The following is a 22466-nucleotide window of genomic DNA, read 5'->3' as shown; positions in this document are numbered from 1 at the left end:
TTTGGCCGTGGGCCCGTTGCTAGGCCTTCGCGCCGGCCAGTTCGCGCCCGGCCGGTGCGCCGCCGTCGGCGTCAAGGGAAGCGTCAACTGGAGCGGCGTCAACAGTGTCAACAACGTCGTCGCTGAACGGGTCGCCGTTGCGCGGGGCGTTGTAGAGCGCCTCGTCGAGGATGCCCTGGCGCTTGGCCACGATGGTGGGGACCAGGGCCTGGCCGGCCACGTTGACCGCGGTGCGGCCCATGTCCAGGATCGGGTCGATCGCCAGCAGGAGCCCGACGCCGGCCAGCGGCAGTCCCAGCGTGGAGAGCGTCAGGGTCAGCATCACAACGGCGCCGGTGGTGCCGGCGGTCGCGGCGGAGCCCAGCACCGAGACGAGGGCGATCAGCAGGTACTGGCTGAAGTCCAGCTGGATGCCGAAGAACTGGGCCACGAAAATCGCGGAGATGGCCGGGTAGATCGCGGCGCAGCCGTCCATCTTGGTAGTGGCTCCCAGCGGCACGGCGAAGGAGGCATAGGCGCGGGGCACGCCCAGGGAGCGCTCGGTCACGCGCTGGGTCAGCGGCAGGGTGCCCACCGAGGACCGGGAGACGAAGGCCAGCTGCACGGCCGGCCAGACGCCGGAGAAGTACTGCTTGATGGACAGGCCGTGGCTGCGGACCAGGACCGGGTAGACCACGAACAGCACGAGCGCCAGGCCCACGTAGATGGCGAAGGTGAACTTGCCGAGGGAGCCGATGGTGTCCCAGCCATAGACGGCCACGGCGTTGCCGATCAGGCCGACCGTGCCGAGCGGGGCGATCCGTATGATCCACCAGAGGACCTTCTGGATCACGGCCAGGGCGGAGGCGTTGAGGTTCAGGAACGGCTCGGCGGCCTTGCCCACCTTGAGCGCGGCGATGCCGACGGCGATCGCGATCACGAGGATCTGCAGGACGTTGAAACTCACGGCGGTGGTGGCGACGCCGTCGGTGACGGTGGTGCTGGCCCCCAGGCCCAGGAAGTTCTTCGGGAACAGGCCGATCAGGAAGGCCCACCAGTCACCGGACTTGCCGGCGTACTTGGCCTGCTGCGTGATGCCGGTGCCGGCGCCCGGCTGCAGTAGCACGCCCAGGCCGATGCCGATCAGCACGGCGATCAGCGAGGTGATGGCGAACCAGAGCAGCGTGTTCCAGGCCAGCCGGGCCGCGTTGGAGACGGCGCGCAGGTTGGAGATGGAGCTGACGACGGCGGTGAAGATGAGGGGCACGACGGCGGTCTGCAGCAGCGAGACGTAGCTCGAGCCGATGGTCTGCAGGGTGGCGCCGAGGGCGTTCGGGTTGGTCTTGGTGCTGCCCGTGTACTTCGCGAGCAGGCCAAGGCCCAGGCCGACGATCAGGGCGGCGATGATTTGGAAGCCAAAAGAGCCGGCCCATTTGGGCAGCTGGAAACCGGGCTTTCCTGCGGTTGCGGGGGTGCTTGTCTGAGTGGTCACCCGAACACGCTAGAACCCCCGCGCATAACACGACGAACAAACGTTGAGAAATATTACGCACTCCGAATATTCCCCCGCCCACAAAATCCCCGGAAAGACGCCGAAAGACCACCCGTTTATGAAGTTATTCCACCCCGGGATGTGGCGATTGTCTCGTGTGGACGGGTCGCGAGGACCAGGCATGGAAAGTGCGCCAGGCCCGGGGGAGCAGGCAGCGGCGCGGCAGTCTTCCGGAAGCGTGCGTCTAAGCGTGGGCCCACGCCGTCAGGGTTCCCTGGCCGAGCTTGCGAGGTTAGGGAGACGGTGGGGAGAACGAGCGAGCACGCGGAGGAAGGCGGCCGTGCCGCTGCACCGGGAGGCGGCTGCACGGCCGCCTTCCCGGACAACCCGGCCTACCCCAGGAGCGCCCGCTTCAGCGTGTCCAGCCCCACGGACCCCATGTTCAGCGCCTTGGAGTGGAACGCCTTCAGGTCGAAGCCCGGGCGGGATTCGAGCTCGCTGCGGATCTGCTCCCAGAGCCGCTGGCCCACCTTGTACGACGGCGCCTGACCCGGCCAGCCGAGGTAGCGGGTGAACTCGAACTTCAGCTGGCCCTCGCTGATCGCGAGGTTCTGCTTGAGGAACTCGTACCCCGTATCCGGAGTCCAGGTGCCCGACCCCCAACGCTCGGGCACCTGCAACTCCAGATGTACGCCAATATCGAAGACCACCCGCGCGGCCCGCATGCGCTGCATGTCCAGCATGCCCATGTGGTCGCCCGGATCCTTCAGATAGCCCAGTTCCTGCATGAGCTTCTCGGCGTACAGTGCCCAGCCTTCCCCGTGGCCGGAGGTCCAGCAGACATTGCGCCGCCACTTGTTCAGCAGTTCGCGGCGGTAGGTGGCGGTGGCGACCTGCAGGTGGTGGCCCGGAACGCCCTCGTGGTAGACCGTGGTGGTCTCGGCCCAGGTGGTGAAGGTGTCCTCTCCCGGCGGTACGGACCACCACATCCGGCCCGGGCGGCTGAAGTCATCCGACGGGCCGGTGTAGTAGATGCCGCCCTCCTGGGTGGGGGCAATCTTGCACTCAAGGGTCTTCATGGCGTCCGGAATGTCGAAGTGCACACCGGCGAGGTCAGCCACGGCTTTGTCGGAGAGCTCCTGCATCCAGGCCTGAAGGGCGTCGGTGCCCTTGAGCTGGCGGGACGGATCGTTGTTCAGGATCTCCTTGGCCTCGTCAACCGTGGCGCCGGGGCGGATCTGGTTGGCCACCCGCTCCTGCTCGGCGATCAGTCGGTCGAGTTCCTGCACGCCCCAGGCGTAGGTCTCCTCGAGGTCCACGGTGGCGCCGAGGAAGGAGCGGGAGGCCAGGGCGTAGCGCTCGCGGCCCACGGCGTCCTTCTCCGGGGCGGCCGGCAGCAGCTCGGCTTCCAGGAAGCCGGCCAGCCGGGCGTAGGCGGCGCGGGCGGCGGCAGCGCCGGCGTCGAGCTTGGCCTGCACGTCCTCGGGCAGCGGGGCCTCGGCGGTTTTCGCCTCGGCGGCGAGCTTGGCGAAGAAGCCGTCCTCCGCGGCGTGCTTGGTGGTCTGCTCGATCACGATCCGCACCTGCCGGGCGGCGGCGACCCGGCCGGCTTCCTTGGCGGTGCGAAGGGACACGATGTAGCCGTCCAGGGCGGCCGGGACATTGTGCGCCCGGCCCGCGATGTGGTCCCACTGCGCGGCGGTGTCGGTCGGCATCAGGTCGAAGATCGCGCGGATCTCCTGGGGCGGGGAGGCGATGTTGTTCAGTTCGGCCAGGTCCCAGCCGGAGTCGTGGAATTCCAGCTGCAGGCCCAGGCGTTCGCGCATCGCGTCCAGGGTGACGGCGTCGACGTCGTCCGCGGGCTCCAGTCCCTGCAGCGCGGTGAGGGCCTCGCGCGCGGCGGCGGCGAACTCCCCGTGACCGGCCGGGGAGAAGTCCGGGTACTCGGTTTCGTGGCCGGGCAGGCCGAGCTCGGTGGCGAAACTCGGGTTTAGCCGGATCAGGGTGTCCGTGAAAGCGTCGGCGACGGCGTCGATCGCGGTCTGCGGGCGCGCAGCCCCCGGGTTGTCGGGCGTGGTGTTCTCAGTTGTTTCGGTAGTCACCCGAACGAGACTAGCCGGGCCCGGCCAGTTATGAAAGGGTTACTGAACTTTTTCTAGCCGCGGCTGCGTTTCCACGAACCCGGGCCGGGCTTCGGCGCCAGCTGCAGCTGCTGCCGCCGGATCCAGTGCCGGGCGCCCGGCTTTTCCGGCGCGGCCGGCTCGCTGCTGCCGAGGGAGAGGACGACGGCGGTCAGCGCCGCGAGTTCCTCCGCCGTCGGCTCGCCCTTCACCACGGCCAGCAGCGGCTGTTCCGGCTCCGCGCCGGTTCCCGTCTCGGGTGCCGTCACAGCGGGATGTTCCCGTGCTTCTTGGCGGGCAGGCTGGCCCGCTTGTCCCGCAGCGCGCGCAGGCCCTTGATGATCTGGACCCGGGTCTCGGACGGGGCGATCACCGCGTCCACATAGCCCAGCTGCGCGGCCTGGTACGGGTTGAGCAGCTCCTCCTCGTACTGCCGGATGACCTCGGCGCGCTTGGCCTCGACGTCGCCGCCGGCCTCCGCGACCGCGGCGAGTTCGCGGCGGTACAGGATGTTGACCGCACCCTGGGCACCCATGACGCCGATCTGCGCGGTGGGCCAGGCCAGGTTGAGGTCGCCGCCGAGCTTCTTGGAGCCCATCACGATGTACGCCCCGCCGTACGCCTTGCGGGTGATCACGGTCAGCTTCGGCACGGTGGCCTCGGCGTAGGCGTAGAGCAGCTTGGCGCCGCGGCGGATGATGCCCTGGAACTCCTGGTCCTTGCCGGGCAGGAAGCCAGGGACATCCACCAGCGTGATGATGGGGATGTTGAAGGCGTCGCAGTTCCGGACGAAGCGGGCGGCCTTCTCCGAAGCGGCGATGTCCAGGGTTCCGGCGAACTGCATCGGCTGGTTGGCCACGATCCCGACGGTGTGGCCCTCGACGCGGCCGTAGCCGATGATCACGTTCGGCGCGTAGAGCGACTGCATCTCCAGGAAGTGCGCGTCGTCGACGATCTGCTCGATCACCTTGCGCATGTCGTAGGGCTGGTTGGCCGAGTCCGGGATCAGCACATCGAGGGCGAGGTCGTCGTCGTCGAGCTCCAACTCCTGGGAGTGCTCCAGCACGGGGGCCTCGGCGAGGTTGTTGGACGGCAGGAAGTCCAGCAGTTCGCGCACGAACTCCACCGCGTCCGCCTCGTCGGCGGCGAGGTAGGTGGAGGTGCCGGTGTTGGCGTTGTGCTGCCGCGCCCCGCCGAGGGTTTCCATGTCCACGTCTTCGCCTGTGACGGTCTTGATCACGTCCGGGCCGGTGATGAACATGTGCGAGGTCTTGTCCACCATGACCACGTAGTCGGTCAGGGCGGGGGAGTAGGCCGCGCCGCCGGCGGAGGGGCCCATGATCAGCGAGATCTGCGGGACAACCCCGGAGGCGTGCACGTTGTTGCGGAAGATGTCCGCGAACATGGCCAGCGAGGCGACGCCTTCCTGGATCCGGGCGCCGCCGCCGTCGAGGATGCCGACCACGGGGCAGCCGTTGCGCAGCGCGAACTCCTGGACCTTGACGATCTTCTCGCCGTTGACTTGGCTCAGCGATCCGCCGTAGACGGAGAAATCCTGGCTGTAGACGGCGACGGGCCGGCCGTCCACGGTGCCGTAGCCGGACACCAGGCCGTCGCCGAGCGGCTTCTTTTTCTCCATGCCGAACGCGGTGGAGCGGTGCACGGCGAGGGCGTCGAACTCGACGAAGGAACCGGCGTCGAGCAGCAGGTCGATGCGTTCGCGGGCGGTGTTCTTGCCGCGGGCGTGCTGCTTCTCGATTGCTTCCGGGCCGGAGGGCTGCTCGGCACGGGCCTGGCGGTCGCGGAAATCGGCAATCTTCCCCGCGGTCGTGGTCAGATCGTGGCTCATCAAGTGTCTCCGGCTCTGTTGTTCTCTGCTGTTCTTCGCGCAATGACGCCGGCCTGTGTGGCGTTTAAGTGGATTCCACACAAAAACATGGCCGTGCTGGCAAGTCTAGTGACGGTATTCGCCCACGCCGCTGTAGAAAACCTACAATTTTCGCTCCGACCTTCACCGCCCTCGGCTGCGTTCCAGCCCAGTTACTCAAGGCCGCATCGGTGCCTGGCCCCGGAATTCCGCGGGTGCCGGCTGCGTTTGGGCGCCCGTGCCGCCGGTAACCGGGCGGGAGCGTCACGGCCGCTCCGAAACCGGGGATGTTACTGACGAGTAACATCGGCTAAAGTGTCCCTATGACTTCAAGCAACGACGCTTCGGGCACGTCCCCGCACCAGCAGAGCCCGTACCAGGCCTCCGGTTCCCTTCAGGGCCGCACCATCCTGATGTCCGGCGGTAGCCGCGGGATCGGCCTGGCCATTGCCGTCCGGGCCGCCCGGGACGGAGCCAACATCGTGCTGCTGGCCAAGACCGGCCTGCCGCACGCCAAGCTCGAGGGCACCGTGTACTCCGCCGCCGAGCAGATCGAGGCGGCCGGGGGACAGGCGCTGCCGCTGGTGGGCGACGTGCGCAGGGACGCCGACGCCGCCGGTGCCGTGGCCGCCGCGGTGGAACGCTTTGGCGGAATCGACATCGTGGTCAACAACGCCTCGGCAATCGACCTGTCCAAGACCGACGCCCTGGACATGAAGCGCTACGACCTGATGCAGGACATCAACGTCCGGGGCACCTTCCTGCTGTCCAAGCTTGCCCTGCCCGCGCTGCGCGAGTCCGACGCCGGACAGATCCTGACACTCTCCCCGCCGCTGAACCTGGATCCCAAGTGGGCCGGAATGCACCTGGCCTACACCATGGCCAAGTACGGCATGAGCCTGACCACCCTGGGCCTGGCCGAGGAGCTCAAGGTGGACGGCATCAGCGTGAACTCGCTCTGGCCCTGCACCTTGATCGACACGGCGGCGATCCGCAACCTGCCCGGGGGCGAGCAGATCGTCCACGGCGCGCGCGGCCCGCAGATCATGGCCGACGCGGCCCACGCCGTGCTGACCGCCAGCAACGCGGTCCCCGAATCCGGCAGCTGGAGCGGCAACTTCTACACCGACGAGCAGGTTCTCGCCGCCGCCGGCGTCACCGACTTCGCGCCCTACAGCCTCGGTGCCCCCGAGGACCGTCTGGTCCCTGACATTTTCCTCTGAGTTTCCGGCGGCCTCCGGGTGGCCGAGGGCTCGCCCGCGCCCGCCGAAACTCCCCGCCTTTGCCGGTTGGACGCCGGAATTCCGCGGTGTGTCGGGCCGACCCGCCGGCGGCGGCGTCCAAAACCGGGGAGGATCCGCCGGGCCTGAGCCGGAGCCGGAGCAGCCGTAACTCGGTAGGATTCAAGCATGGAAGCCGCTCAGGAGACACCGGACCGTCCACCCCTGGACCAGGGCGCCCTCGGCGACGCCGCATTCCTCTCGGCCCACGGCATCGCGCAGCTGAGCGTGGTGGACTCCACCGGCTCCACCAACGCGGACTTGCTGCGCGGCGTGAGCGTGGATCCCCGGGCCCATCCGGACCTCACCGTGCTCGCCGCCGAGTATCAAAGCGCCGCCCGCGGCCGCCTCGACCGGCACTGGGAGGCTCCCGCCCGCAGTTCCGTGTCCGTCTCGATCGTGCTCCGTCCGGTCAACGCCGAGGGCCGTCCGCTGCCCACCCAGAGCTACTCCTGGCTCTCGCTGCTTGCCGCCCTGGCTCTCCGGGAAGCCCTGCTGGAGACGGCAGGGATCCCGGCCGAGCTCAAGTGGCCCAACGATGTCCTGGTCCGCGGCAAAAAGATCGCCGGCATCCTCGCGCAGCTGGGCCCAATGGGCGACGGCGCCGTGCCCCCGGTGGTCCTGGGCACGGGCCTGAACGTCACCCTCACCGCGGCCGAGCTCCCGGTGCCCACCGCCACCTCGGTGCTGCTGGAACAGCCCGCCACGGTGGACCGGACCGCGCTGCTGAAAAGCTACCTCTCCCGTTTCGCCACGCTCTACCGCAGCTTCTGCAACGCCGACGGCGACCCCGCCGCGGGAATGGCCGGCGGGCCCTCGCTGCACAAGCGGGTGGAGCACGTGCTGACCACGCTCGGCAAGCAGGTCCGGGCCCAGCTGCCCGGCGACCACGAGATCATCGGCCATGCCACCCGGCTGGACGACTACGGCTCCCTGCTCGTGGTCGACGCCGGCGGGCACGAACACGTGGTGACCGCCGGCGACGTCGTGCACCTGCGCCCCTGGACCCCTCCCGGCGAGTCCGGCGGCGAAAGCGGCTATGCGTAAAGAGCTCCTCCCGGGCGAGCAAGTGATTGTGGTTACCCGCCCCCAGCCCCGGACGCTGATTGGTCCGGCCCTGCTGTTCATCCTGGTCTGCGCCCTCACCGCCTTCGCCTGCGCCTGGATTGTGAAGGGCGGCCCGGCCAAGCTCATTCCGCTGGCCACGCCGGCCTGGACGCCGTGGCTGGTCGGCGCCAGCCTCGCCCTGGCAGCCTGGGTCCTGGTTGCCTACTGCCTGCCCAAAGTCGTGACCTGGCACGCCAGCCGCTACACCCTGACCAGCCGCCGGCTGATTGCCCGCTACGGCATGTTGCGACGGCGCGACCAACAGGTTCCGCTCGCCGCAGTCCGTAATGTGTTTGTGGAACAGACGCTGCTCCAGCGGTCATTGCGTTCGGGGAATATATCCTTGGACACCGGGTACCCCTCACGCACGGTGATCCCGGACGTCCCTGAGGTCATGACGTTCCGGAACTTCATCCTCGACGCGATTGACGACATTCCGGAGGATGAACTGATTGAGGCCGACGACACGATGCACGGCACCGGCGACTGGCCGGGGAACATGAGGGAAGGTGGAAGAGATGAACGCTGAGAACGCGCACCCCGACACCGGACTCCTGGCCCCCGAGCCGTCGGAGGTCCCGGACGCAGTGGTGGATGTCTCCGCCCTCGAAGTAGCCGTGCTGGACTCCGCGGCCGCCGAAGCACCCTCCGACGGCACAGCCGGCGGCGACGCAGCCGACGCTGAGCAAAGCGACGACAACGCAGCCGACGACGAGGAAAGCGACGACGCCGCCACCGGCGGCGCAGCCGCCGCCTCTGCCTCCGCCGACGCCGCCCCCGCGACCGGCACCATGTCCGCCGAACGTCTCGCCGCCAAGGCCCTGGAGCAACGGCTGCTCGGCGGCGAACGCAAGCTGCGCCGCCGCGAGGTGGCTGCCGGCGCCGGGCTCTCGCTGCTGTCCGCCCGGAAACTCTGGCGCGCCCTCGGCTTCCCCAACTTAGGCGATGAGGACGTCGCGTTCACCGAACGGGACCAGGCCGCCCTGAGCACCGTGGTGGACCTGGTCCGCACCGGCAAGCTCACCGAGGAAGCCGCCATCTCCGTCACCCGCGCCATCGGGCAGATGACGGACCGGATGGTGGTCTGGCAGATCGAGGCCCTGGTGGAGGATATGGTCCACCAGCAGGGCGTCACCGACGCCGTCGCCCGCAAGCGGCTGGTCGGCGAGCTGCCCTCCCTGGTGGACGCGCTTGAGGAAATGCTGGTCTACTCGTGGCGCCGCCAGCTCAATGCCGGTGTGCAGCGCCTTGCCGTGCGGGCCGAAGCGGGCCTGGCCTCCAGCGAGGAGGGCCGCGAGGGGGACGAGGACGACGCCCCGCTGCCGCTGGCTCGCGCCGTGGGCTTCGCGGACCTGGTCTCCTACACCAGCCTGTCCCGCCGGATGAACGAAAAGACGCTCGCCCAGCTGGTGCAGCGCTTCGAGAACAAGTGCGCCGAGATCATCTCCGTCGGCGGCGGACGCCTGGTGAAGACGGTGGGCGACGAAGTCCTCTACATTGCCGAGACCCCTGCGGCCGGCGCCGAGATCTCGCTCGCCCTCGCCCAGGCGTTCAACGAGGACGAGATCCTGCCGCAGGCCCGCGTCGCGATGGTCTGGGGCCGCATCCTTTCCCGGCTGGGCGACATCTACGGCCCCACCGTGAACCTGGCCGCCCGGCTCACCGCGCTGGCCGATCCGGGCACCGTGCTGGTGGACTCCATGACGGCCGCCGCCCTGGAGCACGACGAACGCTTTGTGCTGCTGCCCCGGGACGCGGAGAACGTGCGCGGATTCGGCGAAATCCACCCCGTGGAGCTCCAGCGCGGCAGCGGGCGGGGCCTGGTCCTGGACTAGGCGTGGGGAGCACTCCCCATCGCGCTACTGGACATCGTTCGGTAGGCTGTCGCGGGAAGTGGGGGCCCTCTCTCGGGTCCGCCGGGGAAACCACCACAATCTTGAAGGAAATTTAACGCTGTGACACGACTTTTCGCCGCGCTGGGTGCCACGAAGCCGGGTTTCAGGAAACTGGGATCACGCACGCGCCGCAGGTTCGTCACGGGTACCTCCTTCGTTGCCGCCTCGGCGGTGCTGGTGACGGCCGCCATCCTGTATCCGGGATTCAAGACCACCGAAGTGGAGCTGAACGACGGCGGCGTGTGGGTTGTGTCCAAGTCGAAAAACGCGGTGGGCCGGCTGAACTACCCCTCGCGGGTGCTGGACGGTGCGGTGACGCCGGCGTCGACGAAGTTTGATGTGCTGCAGGACGCCGGGACGGTGTTCGTCGACGACGCATCGGGCTCGACGCTGAACCAGGTCTCGGCCGCACAGATGCGCCTGGGCGGCGACAAGAAGCTGCCCGGCTCGGCCGAGGTGAGTTTCGGTTCCAAGGTCATCGCGGTGACGGATGCGGCCAAGGGCACGGTGTGGGCACTCTCCCCGTCGACCGTGAACGGTTTCGACCCGGAGAACACCGAACCGGTCCTGGCGGGCGGTGCCGGGACGGTGTCCGCCGTCGGGGACGATGACCGGATCTACAGCGTGGACCCCAAGGCGGGCCGGGTGACGGTGACCGCCGTGGACGCCGGCGGCAAGGCCACCGACAAGCAGGAGAGCACCTGGGAAGGCCTCAAGGGCGCCGGCAGCGTGCAGCTGACGGTGGTGGGGGACGCACCGGTAGTGCTGGATGCCGGCCGGGGGAAGCTGTTCCTGCCCGGCGGGCGTGAGCTGGCGCTGGAGAACGCCAAGGACGCGAAGCTGCAGCAGCCCGGCCCGGCGTCGAATGCCGTGGCAGTGGCGACGCCCAAGGCGCTCCTGAAGCAGCCGCTGGATGGCTCAACGGCGACGACGGCCAGCTTCGGCGGGCAGGGCGTCCCGGCCGCGCCGGTGCAGCTGGGCGGCTGCGTGCATGCGGCGTGGTCCGGTGCGAACAAGTACGTCCGGGACTGCGAAAACGACGCCGATGACAAGACTGTCGCGGTGCCCAAGGCGAGTGCCTCGCCCAGCTACGTCTTCCGGGTGAACCGGGACCTGGTGGTGCTCAATGACGTGAACTCGGGCAACGTGTGGCTGGTGAACCAGAACATGCAGCTGGTGAACAACTGGGACGACGTTATTCCGCCCAAGAACCAGTCCAATGACCAGGACCAGGAATCCGCGGACAACAACACCATCAACATCCTCCCGGACCGCACCAAGCCGAACCGGCCGCCGGAAACGAAGCCCGACGCCGTCGGCGTCCGCCCCGGCCGCACCACGGTCCTGTCCGTGCTGGACAACGACTCCGACCCCGACGGCGACGTCCTCACCGCCTCGGTTGCCGGCAACGGGCCCAAGGCCGGCGCCCTCGAGAGCATCTACGGCGGCACCGCCTTCCAGATCTCCGTTCCCGCCGACGCGAAACCCGGCACCGAAACCATCGGCTACAACGCCGCCGACGGCCGCGGCCTCTCCGCCGCCGGCAGCATCACCCTGAACGTGGTGGGCCCGGACGAGAACAAGCCTCCGCTGTTCAAGCGCGGCGACCCCACCACCATGCTCGTGGAGCAGGGCAAGTCGGTCAGCCAGAACATCCTCACCGACTGGACCGACCCGGACGGCGACGACCTGGTGCTGCTGGAGGCCAAGGCCGACAACGAGCAGGACCAGGTCAAGGTCCGCCGCGACGGCCTGCTCAGCTACCAGGATTCCGGGGCCGCCCCGGGCAAAAAGACCGTCACCGTCTCCATCTGGGACGGCCGCGCCACCACCACCGGCAAGGTGATCGTCAACGTCCAGCCCCCCGGAGCCCTGCAACCGGTGGTCAACGCGGACCACGTCACCGCCGTCGTCGGCCAGGACCTTGTGATCGCGCCGCTGAAGAACGACGTCGACCCCAACGGCGGCGCGCTGCGCCTGGCCCAGGTGGAGGCCGCGGGCCCGGCGCAGCTGGGCCCGGTGACCGACGGCGGGACGTTCACCTTCCGCAGCGACACCCCCGGCCCGGTCTACCTCACCTACCTCGCCAGCAACGGCCCGCAAAGCACCCAGGGCCTGATCCGCGTGGACGTCGAGTCGGGCAAGGATTCCGGCAGCCCGGTGGCCGTCCATGACCTGGCCCTGATGCCGGTGGGCGGCAACGTGCTGGTAGACCCGCTCGCCAACGACTCCGACCCCGCCGGCGGAGTGCTGGTGCTGCAGTCCGTCCAGCTGCCGGAGAACGCCACCGCCTCGGTCAGCGTGATTGACCACAGCGTCCTGAGGGTCACCGACGTGGCCGGCGGCAAGACCCCGTTCACCTTCCGCTACACCATGTCCAACGGCACCAAGTCGGCCACCGGCAGCGTCTCGGTGGTCCCGGTCCCGGCCCCTGCCGTCGTCGAGGCACCGCAGCCCAAGCCGGACGAGGTGAACGTGCGTGTCAACGACGTCGTCACCATTCCGGTGCTGGCCAACGACACCCACCCGCAGGGCGAGAAACTCACCGTGGACCCGGTACTGCCGCAGCCCGTGCCCGAGGCCGACGGGAAGAGCTTCGTCTCCGAGAACACCCTGCGCTTCATCGCCGGCGCCGTGCCCGGGACCGTCCGCGCCATCTACAACGCCGTGGACCCGCAGGGCCAGAAGAGCGCCGCCGCCGTCACCATCCACATCCTCCCGCTGGAGGGCGCCCAAAACTCGCGGCCGCAGCCGAAGAACCTCACCGCCCGGGTGGTCGCAGCCGGCACCGTGCGGATCCCGGTGGAGCTGGACGGGATCGACCCCGACGGCGACTCGGTCCAGCTGACCGGCATCGACAGCACCCCGTCGATGGGCACCGCCACGGTGGGCAGCAACTTCATCGACTTCACCGCCGCCGGCGACGGCGCCGGCACGGACACCTTCCGCTACAAGGTGGTGGACCGGCAGGGCGCCGTGAACACCGGCACCGTCACCGTGGGCATCGCCCCGCGCGGGGACACCAACCAGAAACCCACCCCGGTGGATGACCAGGTCAAGGTCCGGCCCGGACGCCAGATCGCGGTGGACGCCACCGGCAACGACACCGACCCCGACGGCGACCCGATCCGGATCCTGGCCAACGGCGTTGAGGCCGCGCCGGAACTGCAGGCCGCCGTCAGCAAGCAGAGCGGCCGGGTGGTCCTGCTGGCTCCCGGCGCGGAAGGCACCGAAAACGTCCGCTACACCGTGGCCGACGACCGCGGCGCCACGGCCCAGGCCGCGATCGCCGTCAAGGTGCAGAAGGACGTGCCCCTGCAGGCGCCCATCGCCCGCGATGACAGGGTGACCTCAGCCCAGACCCTCGGCAAGACCGCCGTCGATGTCCCGGTGCTCAGAAACGACGAGGACCCGGACGGGGTGGGCGAGAACCTCAAGGTGGCCACCGAGGCCAAGACCGCCCGGCCGGGCCCGGACGGGACCATGATCGTGGAGCTCACCGAGGCCCCGCAGCTCATCCCGTACACCGTGGAGGACGTGGACGGCCAGAAGTCCACCGCCATCATCTGGGTCCCCGGCGTGGGCCAGCAGGTCCCCACCCTGGCCAAGGACGAGGTCATTGAGGTGGTGGCCGGCGGCTCGGTCACCGTGGACCTCAAGGAATGGGTGAAGGTCCGCGACGGCCGCTCGCCCCGGCTGACCCAGACGGACCGGATCAAGCTGATCGGCGCGGACGGTTCGGACCCAGTGGCCGGCGGCGGCACCGCCCTGAAGTACACGGCCGGCAGGGACTATGTGGGCCCGGGTTCGCTCAGCTTCGAGGTCACCGACGGCAGCGGCCCGGACGATCCGGCCGGGCTGAAATCCACCCTCAGCATCCGCACCAAGGTTCTTCCGGACCCCAACCGGAACAACCCGCCGGTGCTCCTGGGCAGCCAGGTGGAGGTGCCCAAGGGCGATACCGCCAGCACCGACCTGGCGAAACTGACCACGGACCCGGACGAGGGCGACGCGGACGCCATGAAGTACGAACTGGTGGGCGGCGTCCCGGCCGGCTTCGACGCCAGCATCGACGGGAAGACCCTGAAGGCCTCGGCCAAGGACGGCACCAACGCCGGTGCCACCGGCGCGGTCCAGGTCAAGGCCAGGGACCGCCGCGGGCTCGAGGCCACGGCGACCTACCAGCTTTCGGTCACCGCCTCCAACCGGCCCAAGCCGGTGGCCAACGACGACGTCGAAGCCAACGCCGCCGCCGGCAAACCGGTCACCGTCAACGTGCTGGCCAACGATGCCAACCCGTTCCCGGAGACGGCGCTGAAGATCGTCTCCGCGTCCGCCGAGACCGGCACCGGGAACGTCCGGGTGGCCGGCGAGAACGTGGAGGTCACGCCCGCGGGTTCCGGGACCATGGTGGTGGCCTACACCGTGGCGGACAAGACCGGGGACCCCGCCCGCAACGCTACGGCGCGGATCCGGCTGACCGTCAAGGACAAGCCGCTGGCCCCCGGAACGCCGCAGGCGCAAAGCGTGGGGGACCGGACCGCTCTGCTGACCTGGACGCCGCCGGCGGACCGGGGCTCGCCTATCACCAAGTACACGGTCTACGGCGAGGGCGGCTACCGCCAGGACTGCCCGGCCAACTCGTGCACCCTGAACGGGCTGAGCAACAACACCAAGTACCACTTCCAGGTCACCGCCACGAACAGCATCGACGAGTCCGAACGGTCCCCGGCCTCGGCCGAGGTCCGCCCGGACGTCAAACCGGACACCCCGGCGGCACCGACGCTGAAGTTCGGCGACAAGCAGCTGACCGTCAGCTGGGCGGCCCCGGCATCCAAGGGCTCGGCGGTCAAGTCCTACGACCTGGAGATCTCGCCGGCGCCGGCCGGGCAGAACGCCCAGATCCAGAACCTGACCTCAACCAGCTACGTCTGGAAGGGCCTGCAGAACGGGGTGGCCTACAAGGTCCGCGTCCTGGCCCGCAACGACGCCAAGGACCCCTCCGAGTGGAGCCCCTACTCGGCCGCGGAGACGCCCGCGGGCGTGCCGGTCACCCCGGCGGCGCCGAGCGCGACGGCGGCTGATTCGGTGGGCAGCCAGAGCCAGGTCAAGGTCAGCTGGACGGCGCCGAACAACAACGGCGACGCGATCTCCTCTTACACCCTGACCACGTTCCGCGGCGGCGCCGCGGTGGGCAGCCAGCAGGTCTCCGGGACCTCGCAGAACATCACCGTGGACAACTCGGAGGCCGGTTACACCTTTACCGTTGCGGCCACGAACAAGGCCGGAACGTCCGGGACGAGCGCGCAGTCCGGGGCAGTCCGTGCCGTGGGCAAACCGGCGATGGTGGGGCAGCCCTCGGCGACGCTCTACGATACCGGCGGCGACGGCGGAAAGATCGACGTAAGGTTCCCGCAGTTGACGGCTGCCCAGCGGAACGGCTCCAGCGCCAGCGAGATCAGCTACCGGTACAAGCTGACCTCCGGCGACGGCAGCGGCACCATCCCGGCCGGGGGCGGCGTGGTATCCGCCCCCAACGGGACCGCCACCGCCGTTGTGGTCTGGGCTGTCTCCTCGCGGAGCAGCAACCCCGGCGACGCCAGCCCCGCTTCCAACACGGTGAACCCCTACGGGCTCGCCTTCGCGCCCACCGTGACCGGCAGCGGCAGCGGCGGCGCGGGTGACAAGACCGTCTCCTGGTCCTGGAACCAGCCCAGCGGCAACGGCCGCGCGGTGACGGGCTATCAGTTCAGCCTGGACGGCGGAGCCTGGCAGGATACGGGCCTGCGGTCCTACTCCAGGACCGTCGGGTACGACGAGACGCACACCCTCCGGGTGCGCGCCATCAGTGCCGGCCAGCCCGGCCGGAGTGGCAGCGACTCCTCCCGGAGCGGGCCGCCGCCGCAACCCACCTCCTGGGGCATCCGGGCGACGCCGGTGCGGACCTGTACTGAGCCCAACAGCATCACCAACAGCTACCGGAACAGCAACCCGGACCAGTGCATCGCCCCGGGCAAGTGGTTCGACCCCGGCTCCACGGAACAAACCGACTACTACGTCGTCTGGAACAAGACCGCCAGCAACCCGACCGGCGTGTGGTACCACCTCACCACCGGCATGGCGGCGGGTAACTTCGCCCGAAGTGACACCACGTCCCTGGGCGGCAACCCGCCCAATGGCATGCCGATCAGGTGACGTGCCAGTGTTGCCGCCGACTCAACTAACCGCCGGACACGGCGGACCGACCCTGCCCTCACCCGGCTTCCAGCAGACACAGAAGAGGACCACCCATGACCATGACCACCGAACAGGCCGAATGGTTTGCCGGCACTTTCGAGAAACTCGTCGCCAACGTGGGCCAGGCCGTGCTGGGCAAGGAGCACGTCATCCGGTTGACCTTCACCGCCATGCTCGCCGAGGGGCACGTGCTCTTCGAGGACGCCCCCGGCACCGGCAAGACCTCGCTGGCCCGCGCCCTGGCGGCCACCGTCCAGGGCTCCAACAACCGCATCCAGTTCACCCCGGACCTGCTGCCCTCGGATGTCACCGGCGTGACCATCTATGACCAGAAGACGCAGAAGTTCGAGTTCCACAACGGGCCCATCTTCAACAACATCGTCCTCGCGGATGAAATCAACCGCGCCTCGCCCAAGACCCAGTCGGCGCTGCTGGAGGTCATGGAGGAATCCCGCGTCACCGTGGACGGCACCACCTACGAGGCCGGCCGGCCGTTTATGGTCATGGCCACCCAGAACCCGATCGAGCAGGCCGGCACCTACCGCCTGCCCGAGGCCCAGCTGGACCGCTTCCTGATCAAGACCTCGATCGGCTACCCGGACCACGCGTCCACGGTGCAGCTGCTGGGCGGGGCCAACCTCAAGGACCGTTCCAAGGAGATCACCGCCGTGATCACCACCCAGGCCGTCGCGGACATGGCCGACCTCGCCGCCACCACCCACGTGGACACCGCGGTGCTCGAATACATCTCCCGGCTCTGCGAGGAGACCCGCAACGCCCCCGAGACCCGCCTGGGCGTATCCGTCCGGGGCGCCCTCGCCATGGTCCGCGCCGCCAAGGTCTGGGCGGCCGGCCAGGGCCGGAACTTCGTCCTGCCCGACGACGTCAAGGACCTCGCCGCCGTCGTCTGGACGCACCGCCTGGTGATGGACCCCGAAGCGGAGTTCTCCGGCGCCACCGCCGACGCCGTCCTGGCGCGGGTGCTGGCGGACGTCGCCGCCCCGCAGCAGCGCGCCGCCGTGTAGGCGGCACACCGCCCGAACCCGTTTCCACCGCAAGAACCAGCACGAACAAAGGCCCCCATATGTCCACCAGCACTCCGTTGACCCGGCTTGCTGACCGCCTGAAGCGGCCCTTCTCCCGGCCCGGCGCACCCGCCCGCCTGCACCCCTCCGCCGTCTGGGCCGAGGCCAGAAGCACCGCGGCGCTGGCGCTGGCCCCGGCCGGGCGCGCCGCCCGGGAGCGCTTCCGCCGGCACCTCGAGCCCGTGCTCTCCGTCGTGAGCGCGCTCGGCTGGTCCGTGCTGGCGGCTTCGGCCGTGTTGTGGATTCTCGGCCAGGCCTATGGCTGGCAGGAAGCCAAGGCCGCCGCGATGGCCGCGTTTGTGCTGTTCGTGCTGGCGGTCGGCTTCATCCTGGGCCGGTCCTCCTACGGGGTGCTGCTGGACCTGGCCCGGACCCGGGTGGCCGTGGGGGACAGCGCCGTCGGCAGCATCACGGTGTCCAACACCTCCGCCCGGCCGCTGCTGCCCGCCGACCTGGAACTGCCCGTGGGAACCGCCACGGCCGTGTTCCACCTTCCCCGGATGAAGCCCGGGCAGGTCCACGAGGACCTCTTCGCCATCCCCACCGCCCGCCGCGCCGTGATCGTGGTGGGACCGGTCCGCTCGGTGCGCGCCGACCCGCTGCACCTGCTCCGCCGCCAGGTGCTCTGGACCGAACCGGAGGACCTCTACGTGCACCCGAAGACCGTGGCCCTGGGCGGCTCCGCGGCAGGGTTCATCCGCGACCTCGAGGGCATGCCCACCACGGACCTCTCCAGCGCCGACGTGTCCTTCCACGCGCTGCGCGACTACGTGCCGGGCGATGACCGGCGGCACATCCACTGGAAGACCACGGCCCGGACCAACAAGCTGATGGTGCGCCAGTTCGAGGAAACCCGCCGCGCGCACCTGGCCATCTCGCTCTCCACCAACACGGACGAATACGCCTCGGAGCAGGAGTTCGAACTGGCCATCTCCGCCGCCGCCTCGATCGGGCTGCAGGCCATCCGGGAGCAGCGCGACCTCGACGTCCTCACCCAGACCGGGCCGCTGCGCTGCGAAACCGGCCGCAACCTGCTCGATGACATGACCCGGATCACCGGTGCACCCCAGCGCAAGACCGCCGTCGACCTCGCCCGGACCCTGGCCGACACCGTCCCCAACGCTTCCGTGGTGTTCTTTGTGGTGGGCAGCAACGTCACCCCAACCCAGCTGCGCTCCGCCTCGGCCTCGGTGCCGCCGGGGGTGCGCAGCCTCGCGGTCCGGATCCAGCCCGGCGCCGCACCGTCCCGGGCCAACATCGCGGACCTGACCGTGCTCACCCTGGGCGAGCTCTCCGAGCTGGCCATTGTGCTGCGGAAGGCCGCCGCATGAGCGCCGCCACAGACGTCCGGCCCCGCGGCAAGGCGGCGTCCCGCCGCTCAGGCTTCGGCGACGGCCGGCCGGCCTGGCATCACGTGCTCGACGCCGGCGCCCTCACCGTGCTGCTCGGCCTCGGTGTCCTCGGCTTCAGCCTCAGCTTCGGCGGCGACGCCTACTACCTGATCGCCGGCTTCGGCGGCATCGGGCTCGGCCTGGCCGTGGCCGGCGCCAACGTGCACTTCCGGCTCGGGGCCCTGATCACAGCGGCCCTGGCGGCCGGCGCCTACATCGTCTTCGGCACCGCCCTCGCCGTGCCCGAGGCCTCGATCGCCGGGGTGCTGCCCAGCCTGGAATCCCTGCGGACCCTGCTGGCCGGGGTGGTCTTCGCCTGGAAGGACATGCTCACCGTCGGGGTGCCGGTGGGGAACGCCGGCGGCACCCTGATTGTGCCGTTCCTGAGTTCCCTGCTTACGGCCCTCGCCGCCGGGCTTTTGACCTGGCGGCTCAAAAGCCCGTACTGGCCGCTGCTGCCGGTGCTGGCGCTGTTCATCACCGGCATCGCCTTCAGCACCAACGCCGGGTTCCTGACCGTGGAGCGCGGCATCTCGCTCACCGTCGTCGCGATCGCCTGGGCGACCTTCCGCCGCGACGGCCTGCGCCGCAACGACACCCGCAAGGTGTCGGTGAACCGGCCGGAGGCGGACCAATCGGCCGCCCGCGCCGCCCGGCTCCGCCGCGTGGGCACCGCCGCCGCGGTGATCGCCGCCGCCGTCTCGATCACCGCCGTCGTCTCCCGGCTGGTGGCCGCGGACGATGACCGCAAGGTGCTTCGCAACACGATCGTGCCCCCGTTCGACCCGAAGGACTACGTCACCCCGCTGGCGAGCTTCCGCACCTTCGTCAAGGACAAAAAGGACGACGACCTCTTTGTGGTCAAGGGCCTGCCCAAGGACGGCCGGGTGCGGCTCGCCGCCCTGGACGCGTTCAACGGCACCAACTACACCATGGACCCGAACGGCTCGGGCAGCTTCTCCAAGGTGGGCGACACGAAGTCCCTGAACACCCTCGCCGACTCCACCGGTATCGCCCCGGCCAACAACTACACCCTGGACATCACGATCGAGGACTACCAGGGCTACTTCCTCCCGGGCGGCCGCAAGACCACCGGCATCAGCTTCGAACGGGACGGCACCGGCGCCGCCGCCGGACTGTACTTCAACTCCGGCACGGACACCGCCGTGACCACCCGGGGCCTGGCCAAGGGCGATTCCTACAGTGTCCAGGTGGCCGACCCGGCCAGGCTGGAACACGGCCAGCTGACCCAGTACGACTTCGCCAAGGACTCGCTGCCGGACCCGGCCGAGGTGCCGCCGGTGGTCGGCTCGCAGGCGAACGACCTGGCCGCCGACGCGCCCACCGCCATCGACCGGGTCCGCCAGATCGAGGCGCACTTCCAGAAGAAGGGCGCCTTCAGCAACGGCCTGATCGCCGACGGTCAACTGCCCAGCGTCTCTGGCCACAGCGCCAACCGCATCCGCAGCCTGCTCACCGCCAAGCAGATGCTCGGCGACGACGAACAGTACGCCGTGGCGATGTCCCTCATGCTGCGCCACCTGGGCATCACCTCACGGGTGGTGATGGGCTTCTACCCGGACCCCAAGAGCCCGGAGAACGGCGCCGGCGAAGTGAAGATCACCGGCAAGGATGTCCACGCCTGGGTGGAGGTGGCCTTCGACCGGGTGGGCTGGGTGTCCTTCGACCCCACCCCGCCCAAGGACAACGTGCCCATCCCGCCGGACCCGGAGAACAAGTCCAAGCCCAAGCCCCAGGTCCTGCAGCCGCCGCCTCCGCCGCAGGAACCGGCCGAGCTGCCGCCGGACTCCTCGCCGGACGCGCTGGACGCCGACGAGAAGAAGAACAACCCCTGGCTCTTCTGGGGTCCGCTGCTCACCGCGATCGGCCTCGCCCTGATACCGGTGGCTGTCCTGGCGCTGCCGCTGCTGCTGATCGCCTGGCTCAAGGCCCGGCGCCGGAAGGCCCGCTTCACCGACGGCCACCCCGCCCAGCGCGTCGGCGGCGGCTGGAACGAGGTCCTGAGCCTCGCGACCGACCTCGGCGCCGGCGTGGACAGCCGCGCCACCCGGCGCGAGTCCGCCGTCGTGCTCGGCGAGGCGTTCCCCGCGAGCCAGGGCACCACCACGCTGCTGGCCCGCCGGGCCGACGCCGCCATCTTCGGCGCCGGGCAGCCGAGCGAGGAGCAGGTGCGCGAATACTGGCAGATCGTGGACGGCTCGCTGCAGGAAATGACCGGGACGATCGGCTTCTGGCGGCGCCAGCAGGCCCGGTTCTCGCCGCGCTCCCTGCTGGCCGACGGCCGCGCCGCCCTCACCCTGCGCGGTCTGCGCCCGGTGCTGACCGGCCGGAAGCGGACCGGGCCGGCCGGCAGCGGCCCAGCCAAAACCGGTACAGCTAGTACAGTGGAGCCCGGTCCGCAGGAAACCCCGTGAACAGCCAGGAAGAGCCGCCCCGAGCCATGACCGACGACGTCGAGCGCTGCCCGCGCTGCCACCAGCCGATCCGCCCGGGCGCCGCGTTCTGCACCTCGTGCGGGGTGCCGCTCGGCAACCGCTCTGCCCGCAGCGTCCGGCGGGGCCAGCCGGAACCCGGTACTATCCCGGTAGCGACTTCCGGGCCGGGCCGTGCGTTCCCGTCCGGACCGGCACCTGCCGGAGTGCAGCTGAACGGTCAGGGTATGCACGGACTAGGGGGAGGTACCGTTTTGCCGAACAAGCTTGAGCTGGTCCCAGCGGATGCGGGCAAGCGGCTGGGGGCCGCGGTGCTCGACTGGACCGGGCCCGTGGCGGTCCTCATTGTGCTCTTCGCCGTCGGCTTCGCCGGGGTGACGCAGACGCGCGGCGGCGGCTCCATCACCTACAACACCTCCTCGCTGGTGCTCTTCGGCGGCATCGGGCTCGGCGTCACGGCCGCCTACACACTGGTCCAGGCGATGATCGAGGCCCGGTCCGGAGCGACCCTGGGCAACCGCCTGATGGGGATCCGCAGCGCCGACGCCGACGGCTACGCGCCCGGCGGGGGAGCGGTGTTCCTCCGCGGCCTGGTCACCGGCGCCGGGGTGCTGCTGGCGGGCCTGGCCGCCGTCCTCGTGGTGGTGTTCCAGTGGTTCGGCGCCGCGCTGTGGATCCTGGCACCGCTGGCCCTGCTGGGCGCCGGCTGGGCCGTGCTGGTGGTGGTCTCCAACACCTGGGACCGCAACGGCAGGCTGCGCGGCTTCCATGATGCCGCCGCCAAGACCCTCGTCTTCGACATCAAGGCCGGCCGCAACCCGCTCGCGACCGGCGGCATCCAGGGCCCGTACAGTTTTGCCCCGCTGGATCTGCCGCCGGTGCAGCAGGTCGCTTCCCCGGTCGCCTGGGCCGCCCGGCTCCAGGCTCAGCCCCCCGCTCCGGCTCCCGCTCCCGTGGCCGCCCCGGCGCCCGCTCCCGCTCCCGCTCCCGCGGCCCCGCAGCCGGTGCTGATCGAGGCGGCCCGCAGCGAGGCCCTGAACAGCCACGCGTTCAGTCCCCACCCCGACGATGACCACGACCGCACCCAGGTCCGCGGCGACAGCTCCGCCCCGGTCACCGTGGCCATCCTGCGGATCCGGGTCGACGACGGCCGGGAAGTCGAACTGGACCGGGCCATGCTGATCGGCCGCAACCCCGCCGGCCAGCCCGGCGAGGAATCCGTGCAGCTGCTGCCGGTGGCCGACCCCGGACGCTCCATCTCCAAGACCCACCTGCACGTGCTGACCGGGAACGGCGGCATCTGGGTGACGGACCGCAACTCCACCAACGGCAGCGCCGTCACGACGCCGGACGGCATCCGTACCGCACTGGCACCCGGGGAACCCACCCACGTACGCCCCGGATCCACCGTGCACTTCGGTGACCGCTCCTTCTACCTAGGACAGGCATGACACCCCAACCGGCTTCCGTTCCTCCCGCCGAGGCTTCTGCCGCCCCGTCCGGCAGTGCATCCAGCAGCGTTCAGAGCAGTGCACCCAGCAGCGTTCAGAGCAGTGCCCC

General features: G+C 69.8%; 13 protein-coding genes. 9 read left to right on the top strand and 4 right to left on the bottom strand.

Annotated elements, in window-relative coordinates; genetic code table 11:
• Window positions 1-19: 19 nt before the first annotated feature.
• The 4 genes from AC6I9V_RS03400 to AC6I9V_RS03385 form a co-directional block, all read right to left on the bottom strand.
• The gene (locus AC6I9V_RS03400) at window positions 20-1471 is read right to left on the bottom strand and encodes a dicarboxylate/amino acid:cation symporter (RefSeq protein ID WP_349412602.1); all 1452 of its coding nucleotides are present in this window, start codon (window positions 1469-1471) and stop codon (window positions 20-22) included.
• A gap of 392 nt (window positions 1472-1863) precedes the next feature.
• Window positions 1864-3573, bottom strand: a complete 1710-nt coding sequence (locus tag AC6I9V_RS03395) for a DUF885 domain-containing protein (RefSeq protein ID WP_497898356.1) — start codon at window positions 3571-3573, stop codon at window positions 1864-1866.
• A 53-nt stretch (window positions 3574-3626) separates the two neighbouring features.
• Window positions 3627-3860 (bottom strand): acyl-CoA carboxylase subunit epsilon, encoded by a 234-nt coding sequence (locus AC6I9V_RS03390; protein ID WP_349412604.1) that lies wholly within the window; start codon window positions 3858-3860, stop codon window positions 3627-3629.
• Window positions 3857-5440, bottom strand: coding sequence for an acyl-CoA carboxylase subunit beta (locus AC6I9V_RS03385; protein WP_497898355.1), 1584 nt, complete (start codon window positions 5438-5440; stop codon window positions 3857-3859). The genes AC6I9V_RS03390 and AC6I9V_RS03385 overlap by 4 nt, the downstream gene beginning before the upstream one ends.
• Before the next feature lie 341 nt (window positions 5441-5781).
• On the opposite strand from AC6I9V_RS03385, the gene AC6I9V_RS03380 reads away from it, so the two are divergent.
• The 9 genes from AC6I9V_RS03380 (at window position 5782) to AC6I9V_RS03340 (ending at window position 22357) form a co-directional block, all read left to right on the top strand.
• Complete coding sequence (locus AC6I9V_RS03380; protein WP_497898354.1) at window positions 5782-6681, top strand: SDR family oxidoreductase; 900 nt, start codon at window positions 5782-5784, stop codon at window positions 6679-6681.
• A 186-nt stretch (window positions 6682-6867) separates the two neighbouring features.
• Window positions 6868-7785, top strand: a complete 918-nt coding sequence (locus AC6I9V_RS03375; protein WP_497898353.1) for a biotin--[acetyl-CoA-carboxylase] ligase — start codon at window positions 6868-6870, stop codon at window positions 7783-7785.
• On the top strand, window positions 7778-8374 hold the full coding sequence (locus AC6I9V_RS03370) for a PH domain-containing protein (RefSeq protein ID WP_497898352.1): 597 nt from the start codon (window positions 7778-7780) through the stop codon (window positions 8372-8374). The genes AC6I9V_RS03375 and AC6I9V_RS03370 overlap by 8 nt, the downstream gene beginning before the upstream one ends.
• Window positions 8364-9680: an adenylate/guanylate cyclase domain-containing protein gene (locus AC6I9V_RS03365; RefSeq protein WP_497898351.1), complete on the top strand. Its 1317-nt coding sequence runs from the start codon at window positions 8364-8366 to the stop codon at window positions 9678-9680. Before AC6I9V_RS03370 ends, AC6I9V_RS03365 begins: the two co-directional genes overlap by 11 nt.
• Before the next feature lie 120 nt (window positions 9681-9800).
• Window positions 9801-15935, top strand: a complete 6135-nt coding sequence (locus AC6I9V_RS03360) for an Ig-like domain-containing protein (protein WP_497898350.1) — start codon at window positions 9801-9803, stop codon at window positions 15933-15935.
• Window positions 15936-16030: 95 nt separating this feature from the next.
• Entirely contained in the window at window positions 16031-17002 is a 972-nt protein-coding gene (locus tag AC6I9V_RS03355; protein WP_497898349.1) for an AAA family ATPase, read from the top strand.
• A gap of 59 nt (window positions 17003-17061) precedes the next feature.
• Entirely contained in the window at window positions 17062-18393 is a 1332-nt protein-coding gene (locus AC6I9V_RS03350) for a DUF58 domain-containing protein (protein ID WP_497898348.1), read from the top strand.
• Entirely contained in the window at window positions 18390-20888 is a 2499-nt protein-coding gene (locus AC6I9V_RS03345; protein ID WP_497898347.1) for a transglutaminase-like domain-containing protein, read from the top strand. Before AC6I9V_RS03350 ends, AC6I9V_RS03345 begins: the two co-directional genes overlap by 4 nt.
• A 26-nt stretch (window positions 20889-20914) precedes the next feature.
• Window positions 20915-22357, top strand: a complete 1443-nt coding sequence (locus AC6I9V_RS03340; protein WP_497900242.1) for an RDD family protein — start codon at window positions 20915-20917, stop codon at window positions 22355-22357.
• Window positions 22358-22466: the final 109 nt, after the last annotated feature.

The organism is Arthrobacter sp. SlRoot2-15, from assembly GCF_059739345.1.
The sequence above is the reverse complement of the archived record's forward strand: the minus strand, read 5'-3'. Positions and strand labels throughout refer to the sequence as shown.